23 protein-coding genes are annotated in these 25,093 nt (G+C 53.3%); 6 read left to right on the plus strand and 17 right to left on the minus strand.

Going from position 1 to position 25,093, the window contains the following annotated elements; translation table 11 throughout:
* Window positions 1-69 precede the first annotated feature (69 nt).
* The 7 genes from DCX48_11145 to DCX48_11175 form a co-directional block, all read right to left on the minus strand.
* Window positions 70-1,155 (minus strand): 3-dehydroquinate synthase, encoded by a 1,086-nt coding sequence (locus DCX48_11145; protein ID QXE15016.1) that lies wholly within the window; start codon window positions 1,153-1,155, stop codon window positions 70-72.
* Between the two features lie 51 nt (window positions 1,156-1,206).
* Window positions 1,207-1,728 carry a shikimate kinase AroK gene (aroK, locus tag DCX48_11150; GenBank protein ID QXE15017.1) on the minus strand — a complete coding sequence of 174 codons (522 nt, stop codon included), beginning with the start codon at window positions 1,726-1,728 and terminating at the stop codon, window positions 1,207-1,209.
* 351 nt (window positions 1,729-2,079) lie between these two features.
* Entirely contained in the window at window positions 2,080-3,354 is a 1,275-nt protein-coding gene (gene hofQ, locus DCX48_11155) for a DNA uptake porin HofQ (protein ID QXE15018.1), read from the minus strand.
* A gap of 89 nt (window positions 3,355-3,443) precedes the next feature.
* The gene (locus DCX48_11160) at window positions 3,444-3,830 is read right to left on the minus strand and encodes a DUF2531 family protein (protein ID QXE15019.1); all 387 of its coding nucleotides are present in this window, start codon (window positions 3,828-3,830) and stop codon (window positions 3,444-3,446) included.
* Window positions 3,827-4,414: a hypothetical protein gene (locus DCX48_11165; protein ID QXE15020.1), complete on the minus strand. Its 588-nt coding sequence runs from the start codon at window positions 4,412-4,414 to the stop codon at window positions 3,827-3,829. The genes DCX48_11160 and DCX48_11165 overlap by 4 nt, the downstream gene beginning before the upstream one ends.
* Window positions 4,407-4,976, minus strand: a complete 570-nt coding sequence (locus tag DCX48_11170; protein QXE15021.1) for a fimbrial protein — start codon at window positions 4,974-4,976, stop codon at window positions 4,407-4,409. The genes DCX48_11165 and DCX48_11170 overlap by 8 nt, the downstream gene beginning before the upstream one ends.
* Before the next feature lie 2 nt (window positions 4,977-4,978).
* On the minus strand, window positions 4,979-5,830 hold the full coding sequence (locus DCX48_11175; GenBank protein QXE15022.1) for a pilus assembly protein HofM: 852 nt from the start codon (window positions 5,828-5,830) through the stop codon (window positions 4,979-4,981).
* A 111-nt stretch (window positions 5,831-5,941) separates the two neighbouring features.
* Here DCX48_11175 and DCX48_11180 point away from each other — a divergent pair, with 111 nt between their 5' ends.
* Entirely contained in the window at window positions 5,942-8,497 is a 2,556-nt protein-coding gene (locus DCX48_11180; protein QXE15023.1) for a carboxypeptidase/penicillin-binding protein 1A, read from the plus strand.
* Window positions 8,498-8,579: 82 nt separating this feature from the next.
* Here the strand turns inward: DCX48_11180 and nudE are convergent, their stop codons facing one another.
* Window positions 8,580-9,137: an ADP compounds hydrolase NudE gene (gene nudE / locus DCX48_11185; GenBank protein QXE15024.1), complete on the minus strand. Its 558-nt coding sequence runs from the start codon at window positions 9,135-9,137 to the stop codon at window positions 8,580-8,582.
* 16 nt (window positions 9,138-9,153) lie between these two features.
* Complete coding sequence (locus DCX48_11190; protein ID QXE15025.1) at window positions 9,154-9,336, minus strand: hypothetical protein; 183 nt, start codon at window positions 9,334-9,336, stop codon at window positions 9,154-9,156.
* 237 nt (window positions 9,337-9,573) lie between these two features.
* Between DCX48_11190 and DCX48_11195 the strand changes: the two genes are divergently transcribed.
* From DCX48_11195 to pckA, 5 genes are all read left to right on the plus strand, one after another.
* A complete protein-coding gene (locus tag DCX48_11195; GenBank protein QXE15026.1) occupies window positions 9,574-11,721 on the plus strand; it encodes an intracellular growth attenuator family protein in 2,148 nt (715 codons plus the stop codon).
* A 128-nt stretch (window positions 11,722-11,849) separates the two neighbouring features.
* Complete coding sequence (locus DCX48_11200; GenBank protein ID QXE15027.1) at window positions 11,850-12,536, plus strand: GMP/IMP nucleotidase; 687 nt, start codon at window positions 11,850-11,852, stop codon at window positions 12,534-12,536.
* A 117-nt stretch (window positions 12,537-12,653) separates the two neighbouring features.
* On the plus strand, window positions 12,654-13,064 hold the full coding sequence (gene hslR / locus DCX48_11205) for a ribosome-associated heat shock protein Hsp15 (GenBank protein ID QXE15028.1): 411 nt from the start codon (window positions 12,654-12,656) through the stop codon (window positions 13,062-13,064).
* A gap of 84 nt (window positions 13,065-13,148) precedes the next feature.
* Window positions 13,149-14,018 carry an Hsp33 family molecular chaperone HslO gene (hslO, locus tag DCX48_11210; GenBank protein ID QXE15029.1) on the plus strand — a complete coding sequence of 290 codons (870 nt, stop codon included), beginning with the start codon at window positions 13,149-13,151 and terminating at the stop codon, window positions 14,016-14,018.
* 197 nt (window positions 14,019-14,215) lie between these two features.
* On the plus strand, window positions 14,216-15,835 hold the full coding sequence (gene pckA, locus DCX48_11215) for a phosphoenolpyruvate carboxykinase (ATP) (protein ID QXE15030.1): 1,620 nt from the start codon (window positions 14,216-14,218) through the stop codon (window positions 15,833-15,835).
* Window positions 15,836-16,107: 272 nt separating this feature from the next.
* Here pckA and envZ read toward each other — a convergent pair whose 3' ends face one another.
* The 8 genes from envZ to DCX48_11255 form a co-directional block, all read right to left on the minus strand.
* A complete protein-coding gene (gene envZ, locus DCX48_11220; protein QXE15031.1) occupies window positions 16,108-17,469 on the minus strand; it encodes a two-component system sensor histidine kinase EnvZ in 1,362 nt (453 codons plus the stop codon).
* Window positions 17,466-18,185, minus strand: coding sequence for a two-component system response regulator OmpR (ompR, locus tag DCX48_11225; protein ID QXE15032.1), 720 nt, complete (start codon window positions 18,183-18,185; stop codon window positions 17,466-17,468). Before ompR ends, envZ begins: the two co-directional genes overlap by 4 nt.
* A gap of 331 nt (window positions 18,186-18,516) precedes the next feature.
* The gene (locus DCX48_11230) at window positions 18,517-18,927 is read right to left on the minus strand and encodes a transcriptional regulator (GenBank protein QXE15033.1); all 411 of its coding nucleotides are present in this window, start codon (window positions 18,925-18,927) and stop codon (window positions 18,517-18,519) included.
* A 62-nt stretch (window positions 18,928-18,989) separates the two neighbouring features.
* Window positions 18,990-20,141 carry an ABC transporter substrate-binding protein gene (locus DCX48_11235; protein ID QXE15034.1) on the minus strand — a complete coding sequence of 384 codons (1,152 nt, stop codon included), beginning with the start codon at window positions 20,139-20,141 and terminating at the stop codon, window positions 18,990-18,992.
* On the minus strand, window positions 20,134-21,384 hold the full coding sequence (locus DCX48_11240; protein QXE15035.1) for an MFS transporter: 1,251 nt from the start codon (window positions 21,382-21,384) through the stop codon (window positions 20,134-20,136). Before DCX48_11240 ends, DCX48_11235 begins: the two co-directional genes overlap by 8 nt.
* Window positions 21,385-21,457: 73 nt before the next feature.
* Window positions 21,458-22,615, minus strand: coding sequence for a hypothetical protein (locus DCX48_11245; protein QXE15036.1), 1,158 nt, complete (start codon window positions 22,613-22,615; stop codon window positions 21,458-21,460).
* A gap of 10 nt (window positions 22,616-22,625) precedes the next feature.
* Window positions 22,626-23,642 (minus strand): cysteine synthase family protein, encoded by a 1,017-nt coding sequence (locus DCX48_11250; protein QXE15037.1) that lies wholly within the window; start codon window positions 23,640-23,642, stop codon window positions 22,626-22,628.
* A gap of 13 nt (window positions 23,643-23,655) precedes the next feature.
* Complete coding sequence (locus DCX48_11255; GenBank protein ID QXE15038.1) at window positions 23,656-25,059, minus strand: Y4yA family PLP-dependent enzyme; 1,404 nt, start codon at window positions 25,057-25,059, stop codon at window positions 23,656-23,658.
* Window positions 25,060-25,093: the final 34 nt, after the last annotated feature.

Genomic DNA, 25,093 nt, shown 5'->3' on the forward strand with positions numbered 1-25,093 from the left:
ATTAACCATAACCCATCAGGGCTTGTCTGTCGTTAATACTTCTGTTTCATAACCGGCTAGCATTACGTATCAGGCAAGACAATCTGCTATCGAGGCCAACACCATGTCATGCGCTACACCACCACGGACTTCTGACTGACCTATTGCCGTTGGCAGTACCAGACGTAACTCACCCGCGAGTACTTTCTTGTCACGCATCATGTGAGGAAGATAGGATTCAGGCGTCATTTGCGTCGGACCATTCACCGGCAGACCAGCACGAACCAGAAGAGACTTAACTCGCTCGACGTCCGAATCGGAGAACTGCCCGAGACGACGTGCCGTATGCGCAGCCATCACCATACCTGCCGCAACCGCTTCGCCATGAAGCCAGTTACCGTAGCCCATTTCAGCTTCAATGGCATGCCCGTAAGTATGGCCCAGATTGAGCAACGCACGCATGCCATTTTCACGTTCATCGGCTGCAACCACTGCCGCTTTGATTTCACAGCAGCGTCGAATGCAGTAAGCCAGCGCGTCATGCTGTAGCTCACGCACTGCCTCAATGTTTTCTTCGAGCCAAAGAAAGAAATCGCGATCCAGAATAATGCCGTACTTAATGACTTCCGCCAGCCCGGATGACAATTCCCGTGCCGGTAAAGATTTCAGACAGTCCAGATCGATCACAACCGATACGGGCTGGTAGAACGCCCCGATCATGTTTTTACCCAACGGGTGATTGACGGCGGTTTTACCGCCGACGGAAGAATCTACCTGCGATAACAGCGTTGTCGGCACCTGAAGGAATCGGACGCCACGCTGATAACTGGCTGCGGCAAAACCGGCTAGGTCGCCGATAACACCGCCACCCAAAGCAACAATCGTCGTATCACGACCATGCGGCTTCGCCAGCAACGCGGTAAAAACCTGATCCAAGACGGTCAACGATTTGTACTGCTCGCCATCAGGTAAAATAACCTGATCGACATGCACGCCATGGTTTTCCAACACACCACGAACACAGTCGAGATACAGAGGGGCCAACGTCTGGTTCGTCACCAGCATGGCCTGATCCCCCGCTTTCAACGGCATAAAAGAAGCCGGATCATCAAATAATCCTGCAGCTATCGTAATGGGGTAACTACGTTCCCCAAGTGTTACGGTAATTCTTTCCATGCTCGTTAAACAACCCGTTCAGGATCCGCTCAATGCGGATAAGGTATGCTCTTAGTTACTTTCCAGCATATTGATAATCTGGTTAGCAACGACCTTGGCACTTTGCTCGTCAGTCCGAATGGTAACATCAGCGATTTCTTCATAAAGCGGGTTCCGCTCTTTCGCCAACGCTTCCAATACTTCACGTGGAGGGGTTTCAACCTGAAGTAACGGACGTTTCTTGTCACGCTGCGTGCGGGCCAGTTGTTTCTCGATTGTCGTTTCCAAATAAACGACAACGCCGCGCGCTGAAAGACGATTGCGCGTCTCACGTGATTTGACTGAGCCACCGCCTGTCGCCAGTACGATGCCTTGCTTTTCCGTCAATTCATTAATGACTTTCTCTTCACGATCGCGGAAGCCTTCTTCGCCTTCCACATCGAATACCCAGCCCACATCAGCCCCAGTGCGTCGCTCAATTTCTTGATCGGAGTCGAAAAACTCCATATTGAGTTGCTGAGCTAATTGACGGCCAATAGTGCTTTTGCCGGCACCCATAGGCCCAACCAGAAAGATATTGCGTTTCTCTGCCATGTTTTTTGGTATTACTAAGACAATTCGTTAATGATAACCCGCCCCGCCAATCAACCCAGCGGCGGGACCTAAACTGAAACCTCATGAGCGATAGTGCGAGAATCAGACAAAAAATTATCTCAAGACTCAGGGTAGTTTGGCAACCGAATAAAATGTCACACCGACCACAGGTGGCCAATGTAGTATGTTTTATCGACATTTTCGGTGGAACAACACTTCAGTGCTCAATTCGCTAACCCTTGTAAGCTAAATCCGCCGCAGCGTCAAACTCATAAGCGCCAAACGTGACAAAATATTGCCCCCTATGTGGGCCAAAAACACCCTATAACATCAGAGCTAGCCTGGGTTTGCTCATAATGATGCAGGGATCAGCGTCGGTGTAATGAAAATGACCAATTCTCGTCGCGTGTGCTGCTGAGTATGGTTTCTGAACAGATGACCAAATACGGGAATCTCACTCAATATTGGCACCTGTCTGTCGCTATTCTTTTTTTGTTGCTGGAAAATGCCGCCTAATACGATGGTTTCTCCATCAGCGACCGTCACCTGAGTTTGGATTTCCTGTTTATCGATCGCTAACGCTTCGCCATTATCACCTTGCTTAATCGTCTGCCCCGGCATGTTTTGACTAATTTTCAGGTTCAGCGTAATACGCCCAGCACGCAGAATATCAGGCGTGACTTCCATGCCTAATACCGCCTCTTTGAATTCGATAGACGTCGACCCGCTGGCACCGCTGGAGACCTGATACGGAATTTCCGTCCCTTGTTTAATGCTGGCGGTTTGCTGATGTGCGGTAAAAAGTCGAGGACTGGCGATAATTTCGACCTCACTTTCCTGCTCCAGCGCCATTAATTCCAGATCCAGTAAGCGACCGTTCAGCCGCGCCAGATGGAACCCGGCATTGATCGCTGGCGTATCCACCGGCAAGCCAACATTAAAATTATTCAGCCTGAGCGCTTTGTTCGCCGCGTCCCCCTCGCCCAACCCCCAGTTAACACCCAATGCCTGCAGGTGCTCACTGCTGATGGTGACAATATGCGCCGCCAGCTGTACCTGCGCTAACGGCAGATCGAGCTCTTTCGCCCACGGTTCAAGCTGTGACAGAGCCTCTTCCGTATCGCGAATCAATAAGGTATTCGTCCGTTTATCCACGGTTACGCTGCCACGCGTAGAAAGCAGCGTCCCACGTTGCGCCTGAACGCTGGCCGCAACTTCCGTGGCATCAGCGTACTGTAAGGCAACAGAAAGATTATGCAGCGGTAATTTCTGCGCCTGCTCCGCTATGCGCTCATCCCGTTCCTTCTGCAAAGACTCAAGATGATCAGCAGGGAAAACCAGCAGCACGTTACCGTTGCGCTCTACGCTAAGTTTCCCCATACGTAAAACAATATCCAGCGCTTGCTGCCAGGGAATATCTGCCAGTCTCAGGCTTAGATTCCCTGTCACACCCGGTGCGATCACCACATTGAGCTGCTGGTGATCGGCTAAGGCCTGTAACACGCGAGATATCGGTGAGTCCTCAAATGCCATCGATACCGAACTCTCCGCACTGGCCTGATACGGCACACTGAGAAGCAGCAGCCAGCTCCACGCCACCACCCGGCATAACATCCTAATATTCATAACCTTCCTTGTTATTGAGATTCGTTGTTGTCAAAAAATCGTTGTCAAAAAACTGTTTTCCAAAATACGTATCGCTCAGCAGGTTTCACCTATTCCGCTGGCTTATTGATAAATGGAGAAGCCAGCAACAGCTTATCTGGCAGGCCGTCACAACCTGCCTCACGTGCCGTCGGAACCAGCTTGGCTCCTGATTTATCCAGTTGACTGACCAACCAGTTTCCTGGCGGGATCGTCTCGCCACTTGCCAGCCTGATCCACCCGACCTCTGGCTGCGCTAACCAACCAATCCAGCGATCGCCAGAGCCAATCACGCCTTTTAGCTGCCACGGTGGCAATGTCGCCGAAGGCAAACAACGCGCAGTAGCCAAAGGATGAAAAGGGTCTATGCGTTCTGCGAGTTCTGCGAGCTTTTCTGCCTGCACGCTATGCGTCACGAAGAGCAGCATCAAAGCGGTACGAAACGTAATGTGACTCATGGCACCACCTCAGGCCTGATTAGCGATAGTTCAACCTGTAACCGTGGTATTTCTGATGACGGCTCAGTTTGAGCGGTATCAGGCTTTACGGTCAGTTGCGCGATTCGCAGTACATAAGGCAGCCCCGTCAACTCACTAAGCACCTGCAACACACCCGTGTAATCGGCGCTAAATGCCAACTGCCAACGGTCCTGATGAGGTTCACCTGCGTTATGCTGAGCGGGCTGCAAGGACAGCAGCGAAGCACCAGCCTGCGATAAAGGTTCGACGATAAGCTGTGCCAATCTGTCGGGCTGGAAGGGATCGTCTTGCGTGGTTTTCTCCGCTAATTGTTCACGTAGCAGCGACAACTGCGGCATCGCGTCTAGCTTTTTCTGCACCTCCTGTATATCCAGGCGTGCCTGAACGGTTTGCGCTTCTATGCCAATAGCGACTCTCCGTACTTCGCCGATGAGGAACCAACCTGATAGCAGTCCAGCAGTGGCAACAAACGCCCATTGAAGAGCGAGCTGCTGCCATAACGGTTTATTAATTAGCCTTGGCCAGCTCAGCACGACATCAATCACAATCGCTTGATTAATCATGATCTTGCCCCAGTGAGGAAGCGGTAGTGCCATGCCAGTCGACCTGAAAGGAAAAGCGCAGCCCGGTATTCACACCGCGCTCTCGGGACGTATGCAGCAGTTGTACACGTTCGACTGAAGCATGGCGCAATAATGTATGCTGTAACGTAATGATATCGTGGTAATTTTCACTCACACCTGAAAGCAGCAGATGCGATCCGCGATCGGCTATTTCCGTCAACCACAGACGCGTGGGCATCATGCCAGCAAGCTGCTCTAATAAATGGAGGTTACGACGATTGTCATGCAGGATTATTGCCTCGGTGCGTTCTTGCTCCTGGTGTCGACGTAGTGTTTCCCGCACGCGGTGAGTTTGCTGATACAACGCCGTCAGTTGCTGCTGCTGAGCCAACTCCGTATTGAGTACTTCCTGCGCACGTTGCTGTCTGTGCTGCCAAAATAGATAAATCGCTGCGATAAGGCAAAACATCAACCCCGTCTGGAGCCACAGCAGCCCTAACCAACGATGTGCCCACTGACGCATCTGAGTTTTACGCCAAGGTAAAAGATTAATCAGCAGCATAGTCAGACATCCTCTGGACGCAATGCCAGCCCACCCGCGATCGCAAAAGCCGAGGGGAAACTCGGTAGCGGCGGCTGCATGTGGTTAAACACCGTTAACGGCGACCACGGCTGTAGTACGTCAGTCAGTTGGCAGGGTAAATCGGGTGAGACGCTAGAATAATAGGCTATGCTATCGACATCATGCTGATAGCGAGTGCTTACAAATGATAAGATATCGGCCTCATCATTCAGCTCATCAAGGTGTATCACACCCGAGTGGAAAGCGTGGTTGAGCGGGGATACCCACAGCCAGCTATCCAACAGGCGATGCAGAAACAGACGGTTAGATTCAAGCCCTGCCCGCTGCGCCATCACTCGAAGCGCACACGTTGAAACCTCAAGAACATCAGGGTGCAATCCCGCGTGATTCAGGCATACCAGCCAATTATCAATCTCCTGTCGGCGCGCAGCCGTCACCAGCAACGAACCCTGCATCTGCGGGTCTTCCCGATAGTCTATCGCCAGTGACTCGCTGCCGATCGGCAGCTTACGAGCCGCTATAGTTTCAATATAGAGGCTACGCTCTGGCTCCTGTAAACGTTGGTCGGGCATCGATAAATGCTGTTGCAAAGTCAGTTGAGCAGGAAACCCCACCCGTAGCGAAATGTGCCTAGGCAGTAAACGACGCCATGTTCGTAAGGCCTCACAAAGCACCTCAGTATGGTGTAGACTACCCGAGCGCAACGTGTCATCTGGTAGCGGACATTGCCACCAGTGACGAAGCTGCCAGCCATAGCGGCGACGCTGAACCGCTAGCGCACGCATGAAGCCGTTTTGTATATCTAATCCAACCCGCCAGATGTGATAAGCCATGTTCAACCCGATTTCCTTATCCAATAAACATATCCACAGTGCTGGGTTATCTTTATACTAGCGCCCGATTGTTTATAAACTGTCCAAACGCTACTGAATGGAAAATCCCAGGTGAAGTTCGTAAAGTATCTATTCATCCTTGCAGTCTCTTGCATTCTGCTGGGAGCTGCCTCGATATATGGTTTGTACCGTTATATCGAACCCCAACTGCCCGATGTCACTACGCTGAAAGACGTTCGGCTGCAAACGCCTATGCAGGTCTACAGCGCCGATGGCGAGCTGATCGCGCAGTTTGGTGAAAAACGCCGTATCCCACTCAAACTGGACCAAGTTCCACCTGAGTTGGTACATGCCTTTATCGCGACCGAAGATAGCCGTTTCTATGATCACCACGGTGTCGATCCCGTCGGGATTATCCGCGCCGCGTCTATCGCGCTCACGTCTGGTCACGCCTCTCAAGGGGCGAGTACTATTACGCAACAGCTTGCCAGGAACTTCTTCCTGAGCCCGGAACGCACCCTGACTCGTAAGATTAAGGAAGTGTTTTTAGCTATCCGTATTGAGCAGTTGCTGACCAAGGATGAAATCCTTGAGCTTTATCTGAACAAGATTTACCTCGGCTATCGCGCCTATGGTGTTGGCGCGGCGGCACAGGTTTACTTTGGCCGCCCTGTTGACCAGTTAACGCTGAGCGAAATGGCGATGATCGCTGGTCTGCCAAAAGCTCCCTCGACGTTCAACCCGCTCTATTCCTACGATCGTGCCGTTGCCCGCCGCAACGTAGTACTTGCGCGTATGAAGGATGAAAACTACATCACGCAGTCGCAATACGATGCGGCACGTAACGAAAAGCTGGTCGCGAATTACCACGCCCCTGAAATTTCGTTCTCCGCGCCGTATGTCGCAGAAATGGCACGGCAGGAGATGGTCAAACGCTACGGCGAAGATGCTTATAACGACGGTTATAAGGTCCACACGACTGTCACCAAAAAATTGCAAACCGCCGCGCAGGATGCATTGCGTAATAACATTCTCGCCTATGACATGCGCCACGGTTATCGCGGCCCGAGCAAAGTGCTGTGGAAAGTGGGCGAAGGTGTATGGGATCAGGCGAAGATGATGGCTGCCCTGAAAGCGCTGCCAGTCTACGGTCCGCTTTATCCGGCCATCGTCACCAGCACAACGGCAGACAACGCGATTGCGATCCTGTCTGATGGCAGCAACATTGCCCTGCCGATGGCGGGCATGCGCTGGGCGCGCGCATACCGTTCTGATACGCAACAAGGGCCAATGCCGAAGCGCGTAACGGACGTTGTACAAGCAGGCCAACAGGTTTGGGTACGCAAAGTGAACGATGACTGGTGGCTGGCACAGGTGCCGGACGTCAACTCGGCCATTGTCTCGCTCAATCCGAAAAATGGTGCAATAGAGGCACTGGTTGGCGGCTTTGACTTTAACCAAAGCAAATTCAACCGCGCGACACAGGCACTGCGTCAGATTGGTTCCAACATCAAACCTTTCCTGTACACCGCGGCGATGGACAAAGGCTTAACACTGGCAACGATTCTGAACGACGTACCGATCACCCGTTGGGATGCCGGTGCAGGATCTGATTGGCGGCCGAAAAACTCCCCAGCAACCTATGACGGTCCGATCCGTTTGCGTCAGGGACTGGGTCAATCCAAAAACGTGGTGATGGTACGTGCCATGCGTGCGATGGGCGTCGATTATGCGGCGGAGTACCTGCAACGCTTCGGTTTCCCGGCGCAGAATATCGTTCATACCGAATCGCTGGCGCTGGGTGCCGCCTCGTTTACGCCGCTACAGGTCGTACGTGGTTATGCCGTCATGGCAAACGGCGGCTATCTGGTCGATCCCTATCTGATTAGCAAGATAGAGAACGAAGTAAGTGGTACGGTCTTTACCGCGACACCAAAAGTGGTCTGCGATACCTGTAATCTACCGCTGGTCTACGGTGATACGCCACGCTCACCAGTGTTAGCAACCACTAACGTTGAAGATGTTGCCACGTCAAACGAAGCACCGCCACTAGGCCTGCCGCAGCCAGAGCTGGAGCCTGTTACACCAGAGGCCGCACAGCAAAGCGCAGCACAGCCTTATGCACCGCACGTGATCAACACGCCGCTGTCTTTCCTGATTAAAGATGCACTGAACAGTAACGTCTTTGGTGAACCAGGTTGGATGGGAACAGGCTGGCGTGCGGGTCGTGATTTGAAACGTCGTGACATCGGCGGTAAAACCGGTACAACAAACAGTTCTAAAGACGCTTGGTTCTCTGGCTATGGCCCGAATCTGGTGACTTCAGTCTGGATCGGCTTCGACGATCACCGCCGCGATCTCGGTGCTAGCAGTGCATCTGGCGCCATCAAAGATCAGATCTCCGGTTATGAAGGCGGTGCGAAATCGGCGCAGCCAGCGTGGGATGATTTCATGAAAGCCGCGCTGGATGGCGTGCCAGAGCAGCCGCTAACGCCGCCACCCGGCGTCGTCAGCGTGGTCATTGACCGTAGCAGCGGCAAGCTGTCCAACGGTGGCGGGAACAGCCGTTCCGAATACTTCATTGACGGTACCCAGCCGAAAGAATATGAAGTGCATGAAGTCGGCACCACGCTGATGGATAACGGACAAAGCGAAGAGCTATTTTAGCTAGCGTGCGATGACATCACGTATTACAAAGAAGGCGCCAAAACGGCGCCTTCTTCTTTTGACTATTCCGATGAACTAGAAATTAGCGGGGTGTGCGACGCAGCCAGTCGTGAACCAGAAACAGCGCACTGACATTACGTGCTTCACGGAAATCAGGCTCTTGCAGCAGCGACATCATGTTATCTACTGGCCAGCGGACTTGCGGCAGGGGCTCCGGCTCATCACCTTCTAGGCTCTGCGGGTACAGCCCGCGCGCTACAACAATATTCATCTGGCTGGAAAAATAGGAAGGCGCCATGGTTAACGTCGTTAGCAATTCCAGCTTTTCCGCGCCAAAACCGACCTCTTCCATCAGTTCGCGGTTAGCGGCTTCAAAGACCGTTTCACCGGGGTCGATCAGTCCTTTGGGAAACCCCAGTTCGTACTCTTCAATGCCGACGGCGTATTCGCGGATCAACAACAGTTCATCATCAATGATCGGGACGATCATCACCGCCTGCCGACCGCTTGAACGCATCCGCTCATAAACCCGGCGTACCCCATTGCTAAATTCAAGATCGACGGATTCCACGTTAAACAAGCGCGAGCGCGCTATCGTTTCCACCTTGAGGATTTTAGGTTTTTGCAGGTTATGACTCATTGATGCCCCCAGAGAGTTACGACCAGAACGGCATCTTAGTCCAACGCGCATGAAAGATTAATTTTACCGTAACCTGAATACGGCATGCTGTTGAATAAGAAGAGATCGTAAATATTCTTTTTTGATTCTGTTCACATTGTGCGTTAACAGTCACCTTCGCTGCAACTATCGTGACGATGAATTTACGTGTGAGCAACATGCAAGATACATCCTGTGCGAGAAACCGCCGCCAAAAGTCAATAACTTAAAAAAAATAGGATTATCCTCATTCAATAGACATTTTTTGCTTGTTACTATCGTCGCCTTATGCGATTAATTCTATTCACAATTACGTTATTAATCTAAGAAAACAATGCCATACGGGTTATCATCAATTGTATAATTTTGTTAAACTCCGGCGAGAACAAGGAGCATCGCGTTTTGGAATGGAGATGACATGAGCACAATATTTACCCTATTGGCGATATTGCTTGCCTGTCTGATCGTTATCGGAGGTCTTGTCGGCTACCGTATGCGACGCCGTTTCCTGTCCGCTCCCCCATTACCCGTTTCGCAATCGCTTCCCCGTCGGTTAACTGAAGATGAACGGATCGCCGTTGAACGTTATCTGGCTCAGGAAAACAGTCAGCAAACCACGCCGCTTGATACCCCCAATACACAACCAAAGCTGCCGCGTTCCCTGCAGAGTAATCGGGTTTATCCCATCACCCATACGATTACACGTTACGGCCTGAGCACCGATGTTCAGAATAAGTGGCGCTACTATATTGATACACAAGAAATCCATCTACCCCCTAGTTGGGAACAGTTCATTACCGAAAACAACACCGTCGAACTGATTAAGACACGCTCGATCCCGCTGGTTATTTCGCTGAACGGACACTCGCTAACCGAATGCATTGACGATCGCCCGCTGGCTCCGTTGCCAGCTGAAATCCCCGTGCCAAATGCCTCTATCCATCAGGAAGGCAGTGAACATGCGGAACTGGTCACCATTCGCAAAGAAACGCGTGAAGAGCACGCCATGCACCACTCCAGAGGGTTGAAAGAAACGGCCGTGCTCTGTCTGTCTTTTCTGCTCCTGTTCATCAGCCTGAATAGCCCTATCGCCCTGCTCCCCTGGCTGATCGGCACCGCATCATTGTTAGCAGGCTGGAGTCTGTGGCAGCTTTTCCGGTCACCATCGGCCCAGGAACTACGGGATGTACATTGCCTCCACGGCACGCCGCAAGGTTTGGGGCTGTTTGGCGAATCCAATCAGGGGCCGCTCGGCAATATCTCGCTCGGCAACATCGATCTGATTTACCCGCCCCACTGGCAACCCTATATCACGCAGGATCTGGGGCTAAAAACGGACGTAGATATCTATCTCAACCGTCAGGTGATCCGTCAGGGAGAACACCTTTCACTGCATGATGAAGTGAAAAATTTCCCGCTACAGCGCTGGGGCAGGAATCTGCTTCTGGCCGCGGGTTCGCTGCTCAGCCTGATTTTGTTAGTCACTAACGTGCAGCTTGAACTGCCGTTAAAACTCAGCTTAGCCTGGCTTCAAGGCGCACAGCGAATTGAGGTGACGCAGGTCAGCGATCTGGAAAAAGCCCAGCTCCGCATTGGTGACACGCTAGCGGTTCGCAGTAGTGGTATGTGCTATGTGCCCGCAGGGATTCATCCCGTCTCAGCACCGTCGTCCTATGCGTTCAGCCCTTTTGACTGCTCCGCCATTTACTGGAACAAAGCCGCGCCGTTGCCATTACCGGAATCTGAGACCATTGAAAAAGCCTCCGCTTTGCTTAAATCAGTCAACAGTCAGCTCCATCCGCAGGCGGACAAAGAAGGTCAGGTCAATTCTCAATTAGCGTCCACGATCCAGAAATCAGGGCTGATTTTGATGAAGAACTTCGCTGAAGTCGTTCTGAGAACGCAAGATTTGTGTAAACAGGAAAACGATTGCTCCCGCCTAAAAAATGCGCTGGTGAATCTGAGCGACGTCAAAAACTGGAGTACGCTGGTAAAAGATGCCGATTCCGGCAAACTAAAAGGCATGAATGTCGTGCTGCCTGCCGTCAGCGCAGAAACGCTGGAGTCATTGGTCAACAGTTCCACCGATCAATTCTTCTATCAGGAAATCAATAACGCGGCAGAGTCACTGAACAGCCCACCGCCCGGCGGGTTCCTGATTCGCAGCGACGAAGGTCGGCAGTTCGTTAACCATCCGCTCCCGCCGATACCGCTCAATGAATATCGTCCATCGGATCAGTGGCAGGAGCTCCAGCGGCTTTCAGCCATGCTGTTGCATACGCCGTTTAATGCTGCGGGCGTCATCACTCAGCTCAATACCGATGCTAACGGAACGCAGCACATCAGCCTGCACAGCGAACCCGATGTCATTACCGTCTGGCGCTACCTCGGCAGTTGCCTGCTGCTGCTGCTCTTTTCCGCGACGTTTATCATTAATGCGGTTCTGACTGGCATTAAAATGCGTAAAAGCCAGAAACGGGTTACCGACATTCAGCGTTATTACGCCTCACGTTTCAACATGATGACGAATTCGCTCCCGGATAATCGCCCTCTGCTTCCCCGCTAACGGCATCGTGCCCTCTCTGCGGTTATGCTAACCTAGCTGAATCGGTTTCTCGTCACTATTGCCACTATTGCATTACGCGTCTCCTGCTTCATCACCCTCTATGGCACGACGCGACATCTGGAGTCGTTATGAATCCCCACGTTAACTGGCACGACATCGATACCGTGATACTGGATATGGATGGCACGCTGCTCGATCTGGCGTTTGACAGCTATTTCTGGCTTCAACTGGTGCCGCAGTCGCTCAGTGAAAAACGCCATATTAGCCTTGAGCAGGCACATCAGCTTATCAAGCATGAGTATAAGGCCGTTCAACACACGCTAAATTGGTATTGCTTCGATTACTGGTCAGAACGTCTCGATCTGGATATCTATCAAATGACGACAGATATCGGCACGCGAGCCCGATTGCGCGATGACACTACGCCGTTTTTAGCGGCGCTGCGCGAGTACGGCAAGGAGACAATTCTGCTAACCAATGCCCATCCACACAGTCTGGCGGTGAAAATCGAGCACACGGGGCTGGATCAGCACCTTGATTTATTGCTTTCCACCCATACTTATGGGTATCCGAAAGAGAATCAGCGTCTGTGGCAGGCGGTACAGCAGCAAACAGGCTTCAACCCCGCCAGAACGCTCTTCGTGGATGACAGCGAGCCAATTCTGGATGCTGCGAAAACGTTCGGTATCCATTACTGTCTGGGCGTGCGTAATCCAGATTCCGGCCAACAGGAAAAGGCATTCCTGCAACATCCGTCAATGAACGACTATCTTGCATTGCTACCAGCCCTGCGTCACTCCGTTAACGTAGGGTAATGCAGGTGGCCTGAGGGGGAAACACGGTGATGAGATTCCCGCAGGGATGCCTCGCGCCGTGGTCGCCCCCAGTAACGCGATCCTTAAACGATTGGCATAGGGTAATCAGGGGGATTTATGGCGAAAGTTACCGAGCAGGCTGACGACGCCGTTCGTCTGGACAAATGGCTCTGGGCCGCCCGTTTCTATAAAACCCGAGCGATGGCCCGCGAGATGATCGACGGCGGCAAAGTGCACTATAACGGGCAACGCGGTAAACCGAGCAAACAGGTCGAACTGAATGCCGAGATTAAACTGCGTCAGGGAAATGACGAACGCACGGTGATCATTGTGGCTGTCAGCGGCCAGCGTAGAAGTGCGACAGAGGCGCAGGCGCTGTATCAGGAAACGGCTGCAAGCATTGAGAAACGAGAAAAGGTGGCGCAGGCGCGGAAAATGAATGCGCTGACGATGCCACACCCCGATCGCCGCCCAGATAAAAAAGAGCGACGCGATCTGATTAAATTTAAATACAGCGATCAAGACTAACGCGCTGCGCTTAAGAGAAGCTCCGGCGATCGCTGCACAACTCATCGCCGCACCACTCATTGCGCACTACAACGAGAAAATATTATGGCTCACGACCAACTACATCGTTATCTGTTTGAAAATTATGCCGTCCGTGGCGAATTGGTGACAGTTAACGAAACGTATCAACGTATTTTGACCAACCACGACTATCCGGCTGCGGTACAAACACTGCTGGGCGAAATGCTGGTTGCCACCAGTCTACTGACGGCAACGCTGAAATTCAGCGGCGATATTACCGTTCAACTTCAGGGTGATGGCCCGCTGAAGCTGGCAGTCATCAACGGCAACCACCTGCAGCAGATGCGCGGCGTTGCCCGTCTGCAAGGCGATATCGCACCGGGGAGTTCGCTGAAAGAAATGGTCGGCAATGGCTATCTGGTCATTACGATTACGCCGACCGACGGCGAACGTTATCAAGGCGTCGTTGGCTTAGAAGGTGAAACCGTTGCTGAATGTCTGGAAAGCTATTTCCAGCAATCCGAACAGTTGCCTACGCGGCTGTTTATCCGTACCGGACAGCACGAAGGCAATCCGGTCGCCGCTGGCATGCTGCTACAGGTACTGCCTGCGCAGGATGCCGAGCGTAACGATTTTGATCATCTGGCCCAGCTCACCGCGACGGTCAAAGCTGAGGAGTTGTTTACCCTGCCAGCCAACGAGGTGCTGTACCGCCTTTACCATCAGGAAGAGGTAACCGTGTATGAGCCGCAGGATGTCGAGTTCCAGTGTCACTGTTCGCGCGATCGCTGCGCTAATGCATTAATGACGCTGTCCGATCAGGAAATCAATGAGATGATCGAGCAGGACGGTGAAATCGATATGCACTGTGATTATTGTGGCACACACTACCTGTTTAACTCACTGGACATCCGTGCGATTCGGCACGATTCATCAGGAAACCTGTTGCATTAATCTTTTTAACGGGTACGGATGTACCCGTTTTATTTTGCTTATTCTCCCGCCTGCAAACCACCGTGGTTATTTTTCAAACACCATGAATAAGCAAAGTTATTAATGAATTTATTTAATTTTATGATTGCTATCGCGGTTAAAATAAGCTCACTCCCTACAATGTTTAGTAGTACGACTATAACTTGAGGAGTAGCAACATGCAGATCAACGGTATTACCCCGCAAGCCCTAGCTGCTTATGGAATCCATGATGTCCGCGATATTGTCTACAATCCCAGCTATGAACTGCTTTTTAAAGAAGAACGTTCCCCTACCCTACAAGGCTATGAACGCGGCATCGAAACCCAACTGGGTGCAGTAGCCGTCGATACTGGCATCTTTACCGGCCGTTCCCCGAAAGACAAATACATCGTGCGCGATGACGTTACCCGCGACACCGTGTGGTGGTCCGATCAAGGCAAAGGTAAGAATGATAACCACCCATTGAGTCAGGAAACCTGGACGCACCTGAAAGAACTCGTCACCACGCAACTGTCCGGCAAGCGGTTGTTCATCATCGATGCTTTCTGTGGCGCCAATCCAGACAGCCGCCTCAGCGTGCGTTTCGTGACGGAAGTAGCCTGGCAGGCGCATTTCGTCAAAAACATGTTTATCCGTCCGAGCGATGAAGAACTGGAAGGTTTTGAACCGGATTTCATCGTGATGAACGGTGCAAAATGCACTAATCCGAACTGGCAGGAACAGGGGCTAAACTCTGAGAACTTTGTCGCGTTCAACCTGACGGAACGCATCCAGCTGATTGGCGGCACCTGGTACGGTGGCGAAATGAAGAAAGGGATGTTCTCCATCATGAACTACCTGCTGCCGTTAAAAGGCATCGCCTCGATGCACTGCTCGGCAAACGTCGGCGAAAAAGGCGATGTGGCGGTCTTCTTCGGCCTGTCCGGTACGGGTAAAACCACGCTCTCTACCGATCCGAAACGCCAATTGATTGGCGATGACGAACACGGCTGGGACGACGATGGCGTCTTCAACTTTGAAGGCGGCTGCTACGCCAAAACCATCAAGCTGTCCAAAGAAGCAGAGCCGGATATCTTCGGTGCCATCAAACGCGATGCGCTGCTGGAAAACGTCACCGTGCTGGCAGACGGCGCAGTGGACTTCAACGACGGTTCCAAAACGGAGAATACCCGCGTCTCTTACCCGATCTACCATATCCACAATATTGTTAAACCGGTCTCCAAAGCAGGTCACGCGACCAAAGTGATCTTCCTGACGGCGGACGCGTTCGGCGTGTTGCCACCTGTTTCTCGCCTGACATCCGATCAGACGCAGTATCACTTCCTGTCCGGCTTTACCGCCAAACTGGCGGGAACTGAGCGCGGCGTGACGGAGCCGACACCAACCTTCTCCGCCTGCTTTGGCGCGGCATTCCTAATGCTGCACCCAACGCAGTACGCTGAAGTGCTGGTGAAACGAATGAAAGCATCAGGCGCGCAGGCCTATCTGGTGAATACCGGCTGGAACGGCAGCGGCAAACGTATCTCAATCAAGGATACGCGAGGGATTATTGACGCCATTCTGAATGGCAGCATTGATGATGCAGAAATGCAGACACTGCCGGTCTTCGATTTGGCGATCCCGACCTCGCTGCCCGGCGTCAATCCTGACATTCTCGATCCACGTGATACCTACGCGAGCATCGAACAGTGGCAGGAAAAAGCGGACGATCTGGCCCAACGCTTTATCACCAACTTCGATAAATACACCGATGCACCAGCAGGTGCCGCGCTGGTGAAAGCAGGACCGAAGCGGTAAACCGCTCGCCAGCAAATGTATGTAAAAAAGGCGCGGATTCCGCGCCTTTTTCGTATTGCTACAAGGGTTGTCGAGCGGTAGTAACGGATAGATCGTAAAGACGCTGTAAACACATCCCTGTGCGCTCGGCTTGCGCCATCCCTGGCGCAAACGCTTTACTCTTCTATTCCGTTACTCCCGTTTTCATTCAGCAAATAAGTTGTCAACGATCTGAACCCGCACCTTCTTTATTAATACCGGAACAGATTTAGTACCGGCACTGGCGAGAAGGCTTATGACTCTTTTACGGCACCGTTATCCGCTACCGAGGCTTCCGATAGCAGCGGCAAATACGCGCGGACACAGAGCCCACCGCGTTCGCTCGTACCGACATCCAACACACCATTATGTGCATCGATAATACGCTGCACAATCGCCAAACCCAGCCCTGTTCCGCTGGTGGTTCGTGCGCTGTCGCCGCGAACAAATGGCTGGAACAAGTGCTGTAATTGATCGGCTGCGATGCCTTCCCCGTCATCTTCTACCTGGAACCAGATGCGCTGTAGCTCACGTCCGGTACTGACTTTGATCCAGCCGTTACCGTAACGCGTCGCATTGACAACCAGATTTAGCGCCGCACGTTTTATCGAAAGTGAGCTGATGCGCACCAGCAGTTCACCGGTAGCAAACTCACTGTCAATCTGACGCTCATAGCCGCTCTCCGACGCCACTACTTCACCCATAATCGCGTTGAGGTCAGCCACTTCCGTCTGCATTTCCTGACCGGTACGCAGGTAGTCGAGGAACTGCTCAATAATCGCATTACACTCTTCAATGTCCTTATTGATCGACTCCGCAAGATAGTCATCTTCCTTGCCCATCATTTCGGTCGCCAGACGAATACGCGTCAGCGGCGTACGCAGGTCATGACTCACGCCCGCCATCAGCAGCGTACGGTCATCGGCCAGCAGTTTCACGCCAGAGGCCATCTGGTTAAAGGCGCGAGTCACGGAACGGACTTCAGAAGCGCCATATTCCCGCAGCGGCGGCGGAATAATGCCCTTACCGACCTGCAAAGCCGCATGCTCCAGCTCAACCAACGGCCGGTTTTGCACCCGAATAAATAGCCAAGCACCGCCGATCACCAGCAACATAATCGCTAGCGTATAACGGAAGAGCGGCGAGAAATCGCCCTGATGAATTTCAGTGAGAGGAACGCGCACCCAGATATCGGGTGACAACCAGGTTTTCAGCCACACCACCGGCGTATTTTTGCTGACTTCAACCCGCACATCCGTTGGGCCGCCCAGCTGTTGCGCCATCTGGTCACTCAGAAACTTGTAGTGCTGCGCCCAACGTAGGCCGCTTTCCTCCGCCGCTGCATTGGTGTATAGCGATATACCCAATTCGCGGTAAATCTCACGCCGGAACGCAGGTGGCACCTCAAGCGTGGAGCCATCTTCCAGTTGCAGACTGTCCGTCATCAGCATTCTTACTTCGTATGCCAGCACTTTATTGAATTGCTGCAAACTCGGCAAAATAGCGAAGTTGAGCACCACCAGATAGGTGGTGACCAAACTGACAAACAATAACGTGACAATCAGCAGCAACGTCCGTGCAAATGAGCTGCGCGGAGAAAAGCGCCATTGCATCATGCCTTACTGCCGTCCGGGACAAATACGTAGCCAAGACCCCACACGGTTTGGATATAGCGCGGGTGCGCCGGATCCTCTTCCACCATGCGGCGCAGGCGAGAAATTTGTACGTCGATGGAGCGCTCCATCGCACTGTATTCACGACCTCGCGCCAGATTCATCAACTTATCGCGAGACAGCGGTTCACGCGGGTGGCTTACCAGCGCCTTAAGCACGGCAAATTCACCGCTGGTTAACGGCATCGGTTCATCATCGCGGAACATTTCGCGCGTGCCCAGATTCAGCTTGAATTTGCCAAACGCGATAATGGCTTCTTCCTGCGACGGCGCACCCGGCAGTTCATTCGCCTGACGACGCAGCACTGCACGGATACGAGCCAGCAGTTCACGCGGGTTGAAAGGTTTAGGAATATAATCATCCGCGCCGATTTCCAGCCCGACGATACGGTCTACTTCTTCCCCTTTCGCCGTCACCATAATGATCGGCATCGGGTTGCTCTGGCTGCGCAAACGACGGCAGATGGACAGCCCATCTTCGCCCGGCAGCATGAGGTCCAGTACCATGAGGTGAAAGGATTCACGGGTCAGTAAACGATCCATCTGTTCAGCATTGGCTACGCTACGTACCTGAAAACCCTGTTCGGTCAAATAACGTTCTAACAGCGCACGCAAACGCATGTCGTCATCTACAACCAGAATTTTATAGTTTTCTTGCATTCTCTTTCTCCAAAGGCGTAATAGCGCCGACGCTGCTATTGTTCAGAAACACACGAATTACTGACAGTCGTTTCTGGTATACATTCTAGGCAAAATTGTTACAAAGCATATTAAAATTCGTGTAATCAATCATTTCCTGTGCTGTCAGTCATAAAATCATCGGCGATTTATGCAGGTTGTGGTTAGCGAAGATTGTCGTTTACGAAGATTATAGTAACGCTGCCGCCAATAAAAAGGCACCGTGGCGGCAAAAGTAGGAGAAAAGAGAGGCGGGAGGGTATTGCCGCCCGGATTCAGGGCGACAGCGTGAAGCGCTTAACGCAAGAGGTGATTAGCGCATGAGTTCATCAAGCACAACACTCACCGACGGCAGTGCGGGCAGGAAAAGGTGACGCGTCGTTTTGTAGGGAAACAGGCTCTTTTCCGTCACAATCGTCTGCATGATCAGATTCTTGCAAAAAGGCTGCCCAGTCCTCCAGTGGTAAACGGACACGCGGGGATCGTCATAATCAAGCAGCGCACAAGGAATATGCTTTAATCCCAGCTCGGTGGCCGCACGTAACCGATGGTTGCCATCCATGATAATCCCCGTTTCTTTTTCTATCGGCACAGGCGTCGTCCAGCAACCACAGCGACAAATGTCCTCCATCAGACATTCCACGTTCGACATATCAACATTTTCCGAGGGCAACAGGAACTGCACGGGCGTAAGGGCAATATGGTAGGTCATACTTTCAAACATTCTCCACCTCCTGACGTAACGGTCACGCGCAGCACCGACATGACGCCGGCGCTGCCTCTCATTTACGGCGCAAGACTGACGAAGTAGCCCGGCTGGTAGTCAACCGGTAAAAACTGCTGATGAAGCTGGCGGAAGGTGTCATCCGCGTTGAGATCGCGAAATAAGTCTGGGTGAAACCACTCAGCCAGTTGCTGAATCGCGATAAAATCATACGGGCCGTTGTAAAATTGATGCCAGATGGCATGGAACTCACGTTTCTGTTTCGCAATAATGTTGGTATAAGCCGGACGCCCTAGAAACCATTCAAGCCGCTTTCGCCCTTCCGTCATATCCTGCCCCGGCCCTAACCCAATCCAACGTCCACCGGGCACAAAGGCTTCAAAGTTGCCGCTGGTGATCACCACGATCTCGGGGTTTTCCACAATCACCTGTTCAGGATGCATTTGCATGAAGGTATTCGGCGCGTTTTTCGCTGCCACGTTGTCGCCACCAGCCAACTGCACGAACTTACCGAAGTTATCTCGGCCAAACGTCAGGCAGCACTCATCGGTGTAGCCACCCAGTCGCTCAATGAACACGCGCGGAGAACGCGGGTGTTTCGCTGCCAACACGTCGGAAACACGTTTTAGCTGCGCCTCACGGAATGCGAGAAAGGCTTCGGCACGGGCCTCCTGATTAAACAACGTGCCGAGCAGGCGCATGGTCGGCGCGGTGTTTTCCAGCGGGTGATAGCGGAAATCAACGTAGACGATCGGGATACCGACGCTGTCCAGTATCCGGTCGTAGCCCGCATCGACAATCGCCCGCTGCGCCTCAATGTTCATAATGATGACGTCCGGCTTCAGCGACACCGCCTGCTCCACGTCAAACGTGCCTTTCTCCGTGCCATCAAACGTCGGAATCGTCGCCAGTTGAGGAAAACGATCGCGATACTGATGCCACGTTGCCGGATCGGACTGAATCAGATCGCGCCGCCAGGCAACAATCCTTTTCGCCGGATCTTCTTTGTCGAGCATGGCGACCAGATAAAGCTGACGCCCCTCGCCCAGCATCACACGCTGCACTGGCGTGTTGACTCTCACTTCACGCCCCAACACATCCTTGATGACGGTTGACGTTTGCTCAGCCTGTCCCGCCAGCGGCGACAGGAATGCCATCAGCAGCGCACTCAGGAATAACGGACGGCAACGCTGCCGCTTCCAACGATTAAACATTTTCGATATTTCCCTTCGTCGAGAGAGAGTCATGTTTTTCCGCCTGTATCCGCAGACGTCGTAGCAGCATCAGAGCGACCAGGAAGGTCACCAGATACGCGACGCCAACGCAGAAGAATAGCGAACGTAGTCCGGGGGAATAGAGAACTAATCCGCCCAAAGAAATGCCAAGAATCGAGGCAAATTGGCTGACGCTTTGCGCCACGCCGAGTATATAACCCTGCTGCCCGGCACCCGCTGCACGCGAAATCAGCGCCATCAGAACCGGCGTGGTAGCCCCAAGCAGCACACCCCACAGGAAATAAAGCGGGATGAAAATCGCAACATTCAGCATCGTGGCAGCGGTCAATGTCACGATGGCGCAGGCCAGCATGACCACACACAGGCGGCTCAGCGTCTGCGACAGCGAGAGGTTTTCAAAATAGCGCGCCCATAGTGACGCAGAGACGATCACGCCGGTCGCCTGCAAGCCATAGCACAGGCCGATCACCCACTTATCCACCTGAAAGAAGCCGTCCATGTAGAGGGAAAACGGCGTTTGCGGAATCATGCGGCTGGTCAGCAGAAGGCCAGAAATCAGCAACAGGCCGGGAATCGGCGACAGCGCCCAAAGCCGCTTGCGGGGAATGTCTTTTGCCTGCGCGTTCTCGTTCGGAACAGCAGAAATCACGGGTGTAACATGCGGCAAGAACAGCGCCACGGTAATACCACATAGCGCGCACAGGATCGCGGCACTCAGGTTGATCCAGAAGAAGTTCAGATAATCGAGAATCAGTCCACCGACAATCGCTCCCAGCAGCGATCCCACGTTGGTGGAAACCTGAAGCCAGGCAAACAGCCGCGTGCGCTGTAACGGACTAACTACTGCGACGCCATATGCCTGCGCGGGCGCAATATAACCCGCACAGGCACCCTGAATAAAACGCAGTGCGATTATCGTCCAGATGTCATTTGCCCACGCTAACCCAAGCTGGGTCAACGCCAGCCCGAACAGCGCGCGGATCATCATGGCCTTGTTGCCCAACCGATCGCCCATTCGTCCCCAGAAGGCGCTGGTCAGCATAATACCCAGCATCGGCCCGATGTAGACGGCAATCCCCGCGATACTCAGTTCAGCACCGGACGACATGCTTTCCAGATGCAGCGGCCAAAACGGCCCGCTCATCTCCATCGCCCCCATCGCCACCAGTTGTACAACAAACATAAAGTGGATGATGAACGCGACCTGTCCGGTCAAACGCATGCGTCAATTCCTTCTGGTTCCACGGTGTCACCCTGCCACATTTCAGCCACTGTCATCATTTCGCCCAATCCCATCATCTCAACCCATGCGGCGGAAAATAGTCGGGACGATCCTGCGTGGACACGCCCATGTAATCGCTGCACCACCGATAAACCTCTTCAATGTACGGAACGCTAACCGCCAAATTCTCCGCAAGGGTCACTAACAGGCTCAGGCCGTAGGCGATATCCTCCTGAAACACGCGGTGCTGCGTATCAAACACGTACCCGCCAGCGTTATGCTTTCGCAACGGCAGACCGATGCCGTGGTAGGCCTGATTGGTACGCAACACAGAGAGCATCGTGTGCGCATCAGCAATCTGATCGCCATAGGCATCGATAATCTCCTGCTTGAGCGGCAGTACCGAATTCAGCCGCACGCCGAGCCGCGTCTCCAGCGCCGTACACAGCCGCTGATTCTCTTCATCCATACGTTCCAGATAATATGCACCCAGCTCAGGGCAATCGTTCCACCAGCACAGCGATTGAGGAAATGATCGGGCATGCCACTGACCGTAGGGACCGATCAGGCCATAAATCACTGCACTGTGCATAATCGGGTTACCCGGTGTCAGTGTGATCTCCAGATAATCCGGCAACAGCACCACGGGCGCGGAATACAATCGTTGCAACAGCGCCATCAGCGCCTGTTGGCTCACAGCGGTTTCGCGCCGATGCGTGGCGACATACAGCGTGGCCTTTTCGCCGCCCATCTTGATCGACTGACCCGACAGCAAATCAAACGCAATGTGCGCGACGTCCTTCATTCCCCAGATCACCGCATTCGGCCGCGCAGCCAGCTCACGTTCGGCCAGCCAGTCAAAGCCACAAAAACCGGGGATAGCCCCAACGTAAACCGGCTTATCGGCGGGTAAATGGGAAACGATCCTCGCCAGAAGATCGGCACGGAAGTTGGCAGGAACGGTGATAATCACGACGTCGGCGTCGCGGCAGGCTTCCGCCGGGTCGCAGGTCACGCAGTCCGGTGTCGCAGTCAGCATTTCGCCATCCGGTAGCAGCGCGTGTAGCCGTTTACCGTGCTGCTGGTAGGCTTCCGACAGACGGGAATGGCTGCCCAGTAGCGTCACCTTGACGTCCGGCAGTTGCTTAAACAGTACCGTGGCGAGATGGCCGGTCTTGCCGGCCCCGCAAATCACCACGTTAAGCGGCTGCCCGCTTAGCGTTTCGCGCATCCTTGACTCCTTAGCTTGCCTGCTCCAGAGAAATCGCGTTGCCCAGCCAGCGATCCAGATCGTGCCACACACTGCTGTCCGTGAGATTACGCTCCGCCAGCCACTCTTCGTTAAACACCGTGTGCAGGTATTTTTCACCGCCGTCGGCGATCGCCAGTACGACGTTGCCGCCGATACGATCCTGATAGATCAACTCCAGCGCTTTATAGATCACCCCGCCCGTCGAACCGCCGACCAGCAGTCCGTAATTCCGTGCGACATAGCGTGCCGTTTCAAACGCTTGTGCATCTGAAACCTGTTCGCCGCAGTCGATGCAGCTGTAATCCAGCACTAACCCCACGGTGTCCCCTGCTGGCGTACCGGTGCCGGACTGATAATAAGGCTTACCGGGGTGGCCAAAGACGATAGAGCCAACCGGTTCAACGGCAATGGTCGCAATATCCGGGTTATGGACTTTCAGGCCGTGCGAGATACCAGTCATCGAGCCGCCCGTGCCCACGCAGCCGACAAACGCGTCAATCTTGCCAATCTGGCTGAACAGCTCACGGACAAAATCGGCATAGCCGCCCGCATTCGCCGCATTATCCGACTGGTTCATAAACACCGCGCCGGGAATTTCCTCCGCCAGCTGTGCCGCCATACGCTGGCGCTCCACCACCGCCACTTCATCTTCGCCGTAGTCGCCGGAGACATAGCGAATTTCCGCGCCGAGCGCGCGCATGATGGCAATCTTATCCTGTGCCGCATGATGATCGACCACGGCGATAAAGCGCAGACCGTATTCAATCGACGCCAGCGCCAGCCCGATACCGGTATTCCCCGATGACGACTCGACAATCGTGCCGCCGGGACGGATTTTTCCTGACTTCAGTCCGGCGACAATCATGTTTCTCGCCATGCGATCCTTCATGCTGCCGCCGGGGTTGTTCTTCTCCACTTTTAAAAACAAACGCGTATCCCCATAGGGGACGGGAATTTGTATAACGGGCGTATTACCAATCAAATCAGTTACTTTATTCAGGATCATGGTTCTGCTCCATTCAGTTATCACTGGAAAAAATCAGCTCACCTTTCTTACCTTTGAAAGCACACAGGCGCGCAGGCAGCGGATGCCGATGAAACGCGTTCTCCAGCAGGTCCATCTGGTATCCCGCCGTATTCGCGTAAATCAGTAAATCGCCTGGCTGCGGCACGGTTTGAAAATGAATCAATCGGTTCGTAATGACATCGTCGTCCAGACAGCTGTGTCCGGCGATCCAGGCTTTACCAGGCGTCGGACGTGTGTCTTTTTTGACGGAAAAAACATGCAGAGGATCAATCAAAAACTCAGAGTTAAACCAAGTCTCGCACGCGCTAAAGCTGCTACCTTCGACAAACACGACGTGGTTGCCATCCGGCTGACGGCGCGTTCGCGTGACGCGAAACACGGTAATCGCACTTTGGTCGGCCAGACTGCGCCCCGGCTCAATGGCCAGAATCAGGCCGTGCTGTTTTAGTATGTTCGCCACGCAATGCTGCCCGATTGAGGCTGACAAGAATGCCTCAAGATAGTCGGCTGCCGAGCGCTCGCCGCCATACGGGTAAAACGAGGTCGGCACCTGACCGTGGCGGTAATCCGCCTCATTCTGCTCCGCCAAATATGCCTGATAGCGAGAAGCGGAAAGATATTGAATCGGCAATCCACCGCCGATATCAATCATAGTGGGCTGCAAACCCCGTGACCGCGCCCGCTCCAGTAATGGCAGCACCTCAGCCAATGCGGCCACGCGTGTATCGGGAGCATAGCCGCCCAGATGGAAATGGAAGCCTTCAAGATGAAGCACATCCTGTCTGGTGCTTAACGTCTCCAGACAGCGTGCGACTTCATCGGCCAACATGCCAAAACGGCTGGCCTGTGCGAACGACGGGCGATAGCGCAGCAGTACCCGCACCGGTTTCGTCACGCGCAACAACGCCGCCAACGCCAGCACGTCGTCGAACTCTTCCGGTGAATCCAGCACGATAAGCGCACGATGATGAACCAGCTCAGTCAGAAACTCGCGCGTTTTTGCCGGGCCGGTGGCGCACAGCCGCGCGCCGTCGCAGCCTGCTCGCAGGGCATCTTTCAGTTCCTGCAAGCTGGAGACATCCACGCCGATGCCCGCGTTGACAGCCGCCTGTACCAGCCCCGGTGATTTGTTCACCTTCGCGCCGTAGTACAGGCGGCAGTCCACATCGTGACGCTGCAACACGGTTCGCAATGCCGCGATATTGTTGGTAACGGTGTGCGGCCAGACAATATTCAATGGCGACCCATACTGCTCAACCAGCCATGACAGCCTTTGCGGCGAGTTGAAAAGGAACTGCTCAATCTCACTATCCAGATAAGGCGTCAGTCTTTCAGGCCAGTGGGCCTGCGTGACAGCGGGGGAAGACACTGCGGCAAAGCTAAACAGGTTGCTCATCGCTATCTCCTTAACGTTCGGTTCCTGAAAAATA

The sequence above is a fragment of the Pectobacterium atrosepticum genome (genome assembly GCA_019056595.1).
Classification (GTDB): domain Bacteria; phylum Pseudomonadota; class Gammaproteobacteria; order Enterobacterales; family Enterobacteriaceae; genus Pectobacterium; species Pectobacterium atrosepticum.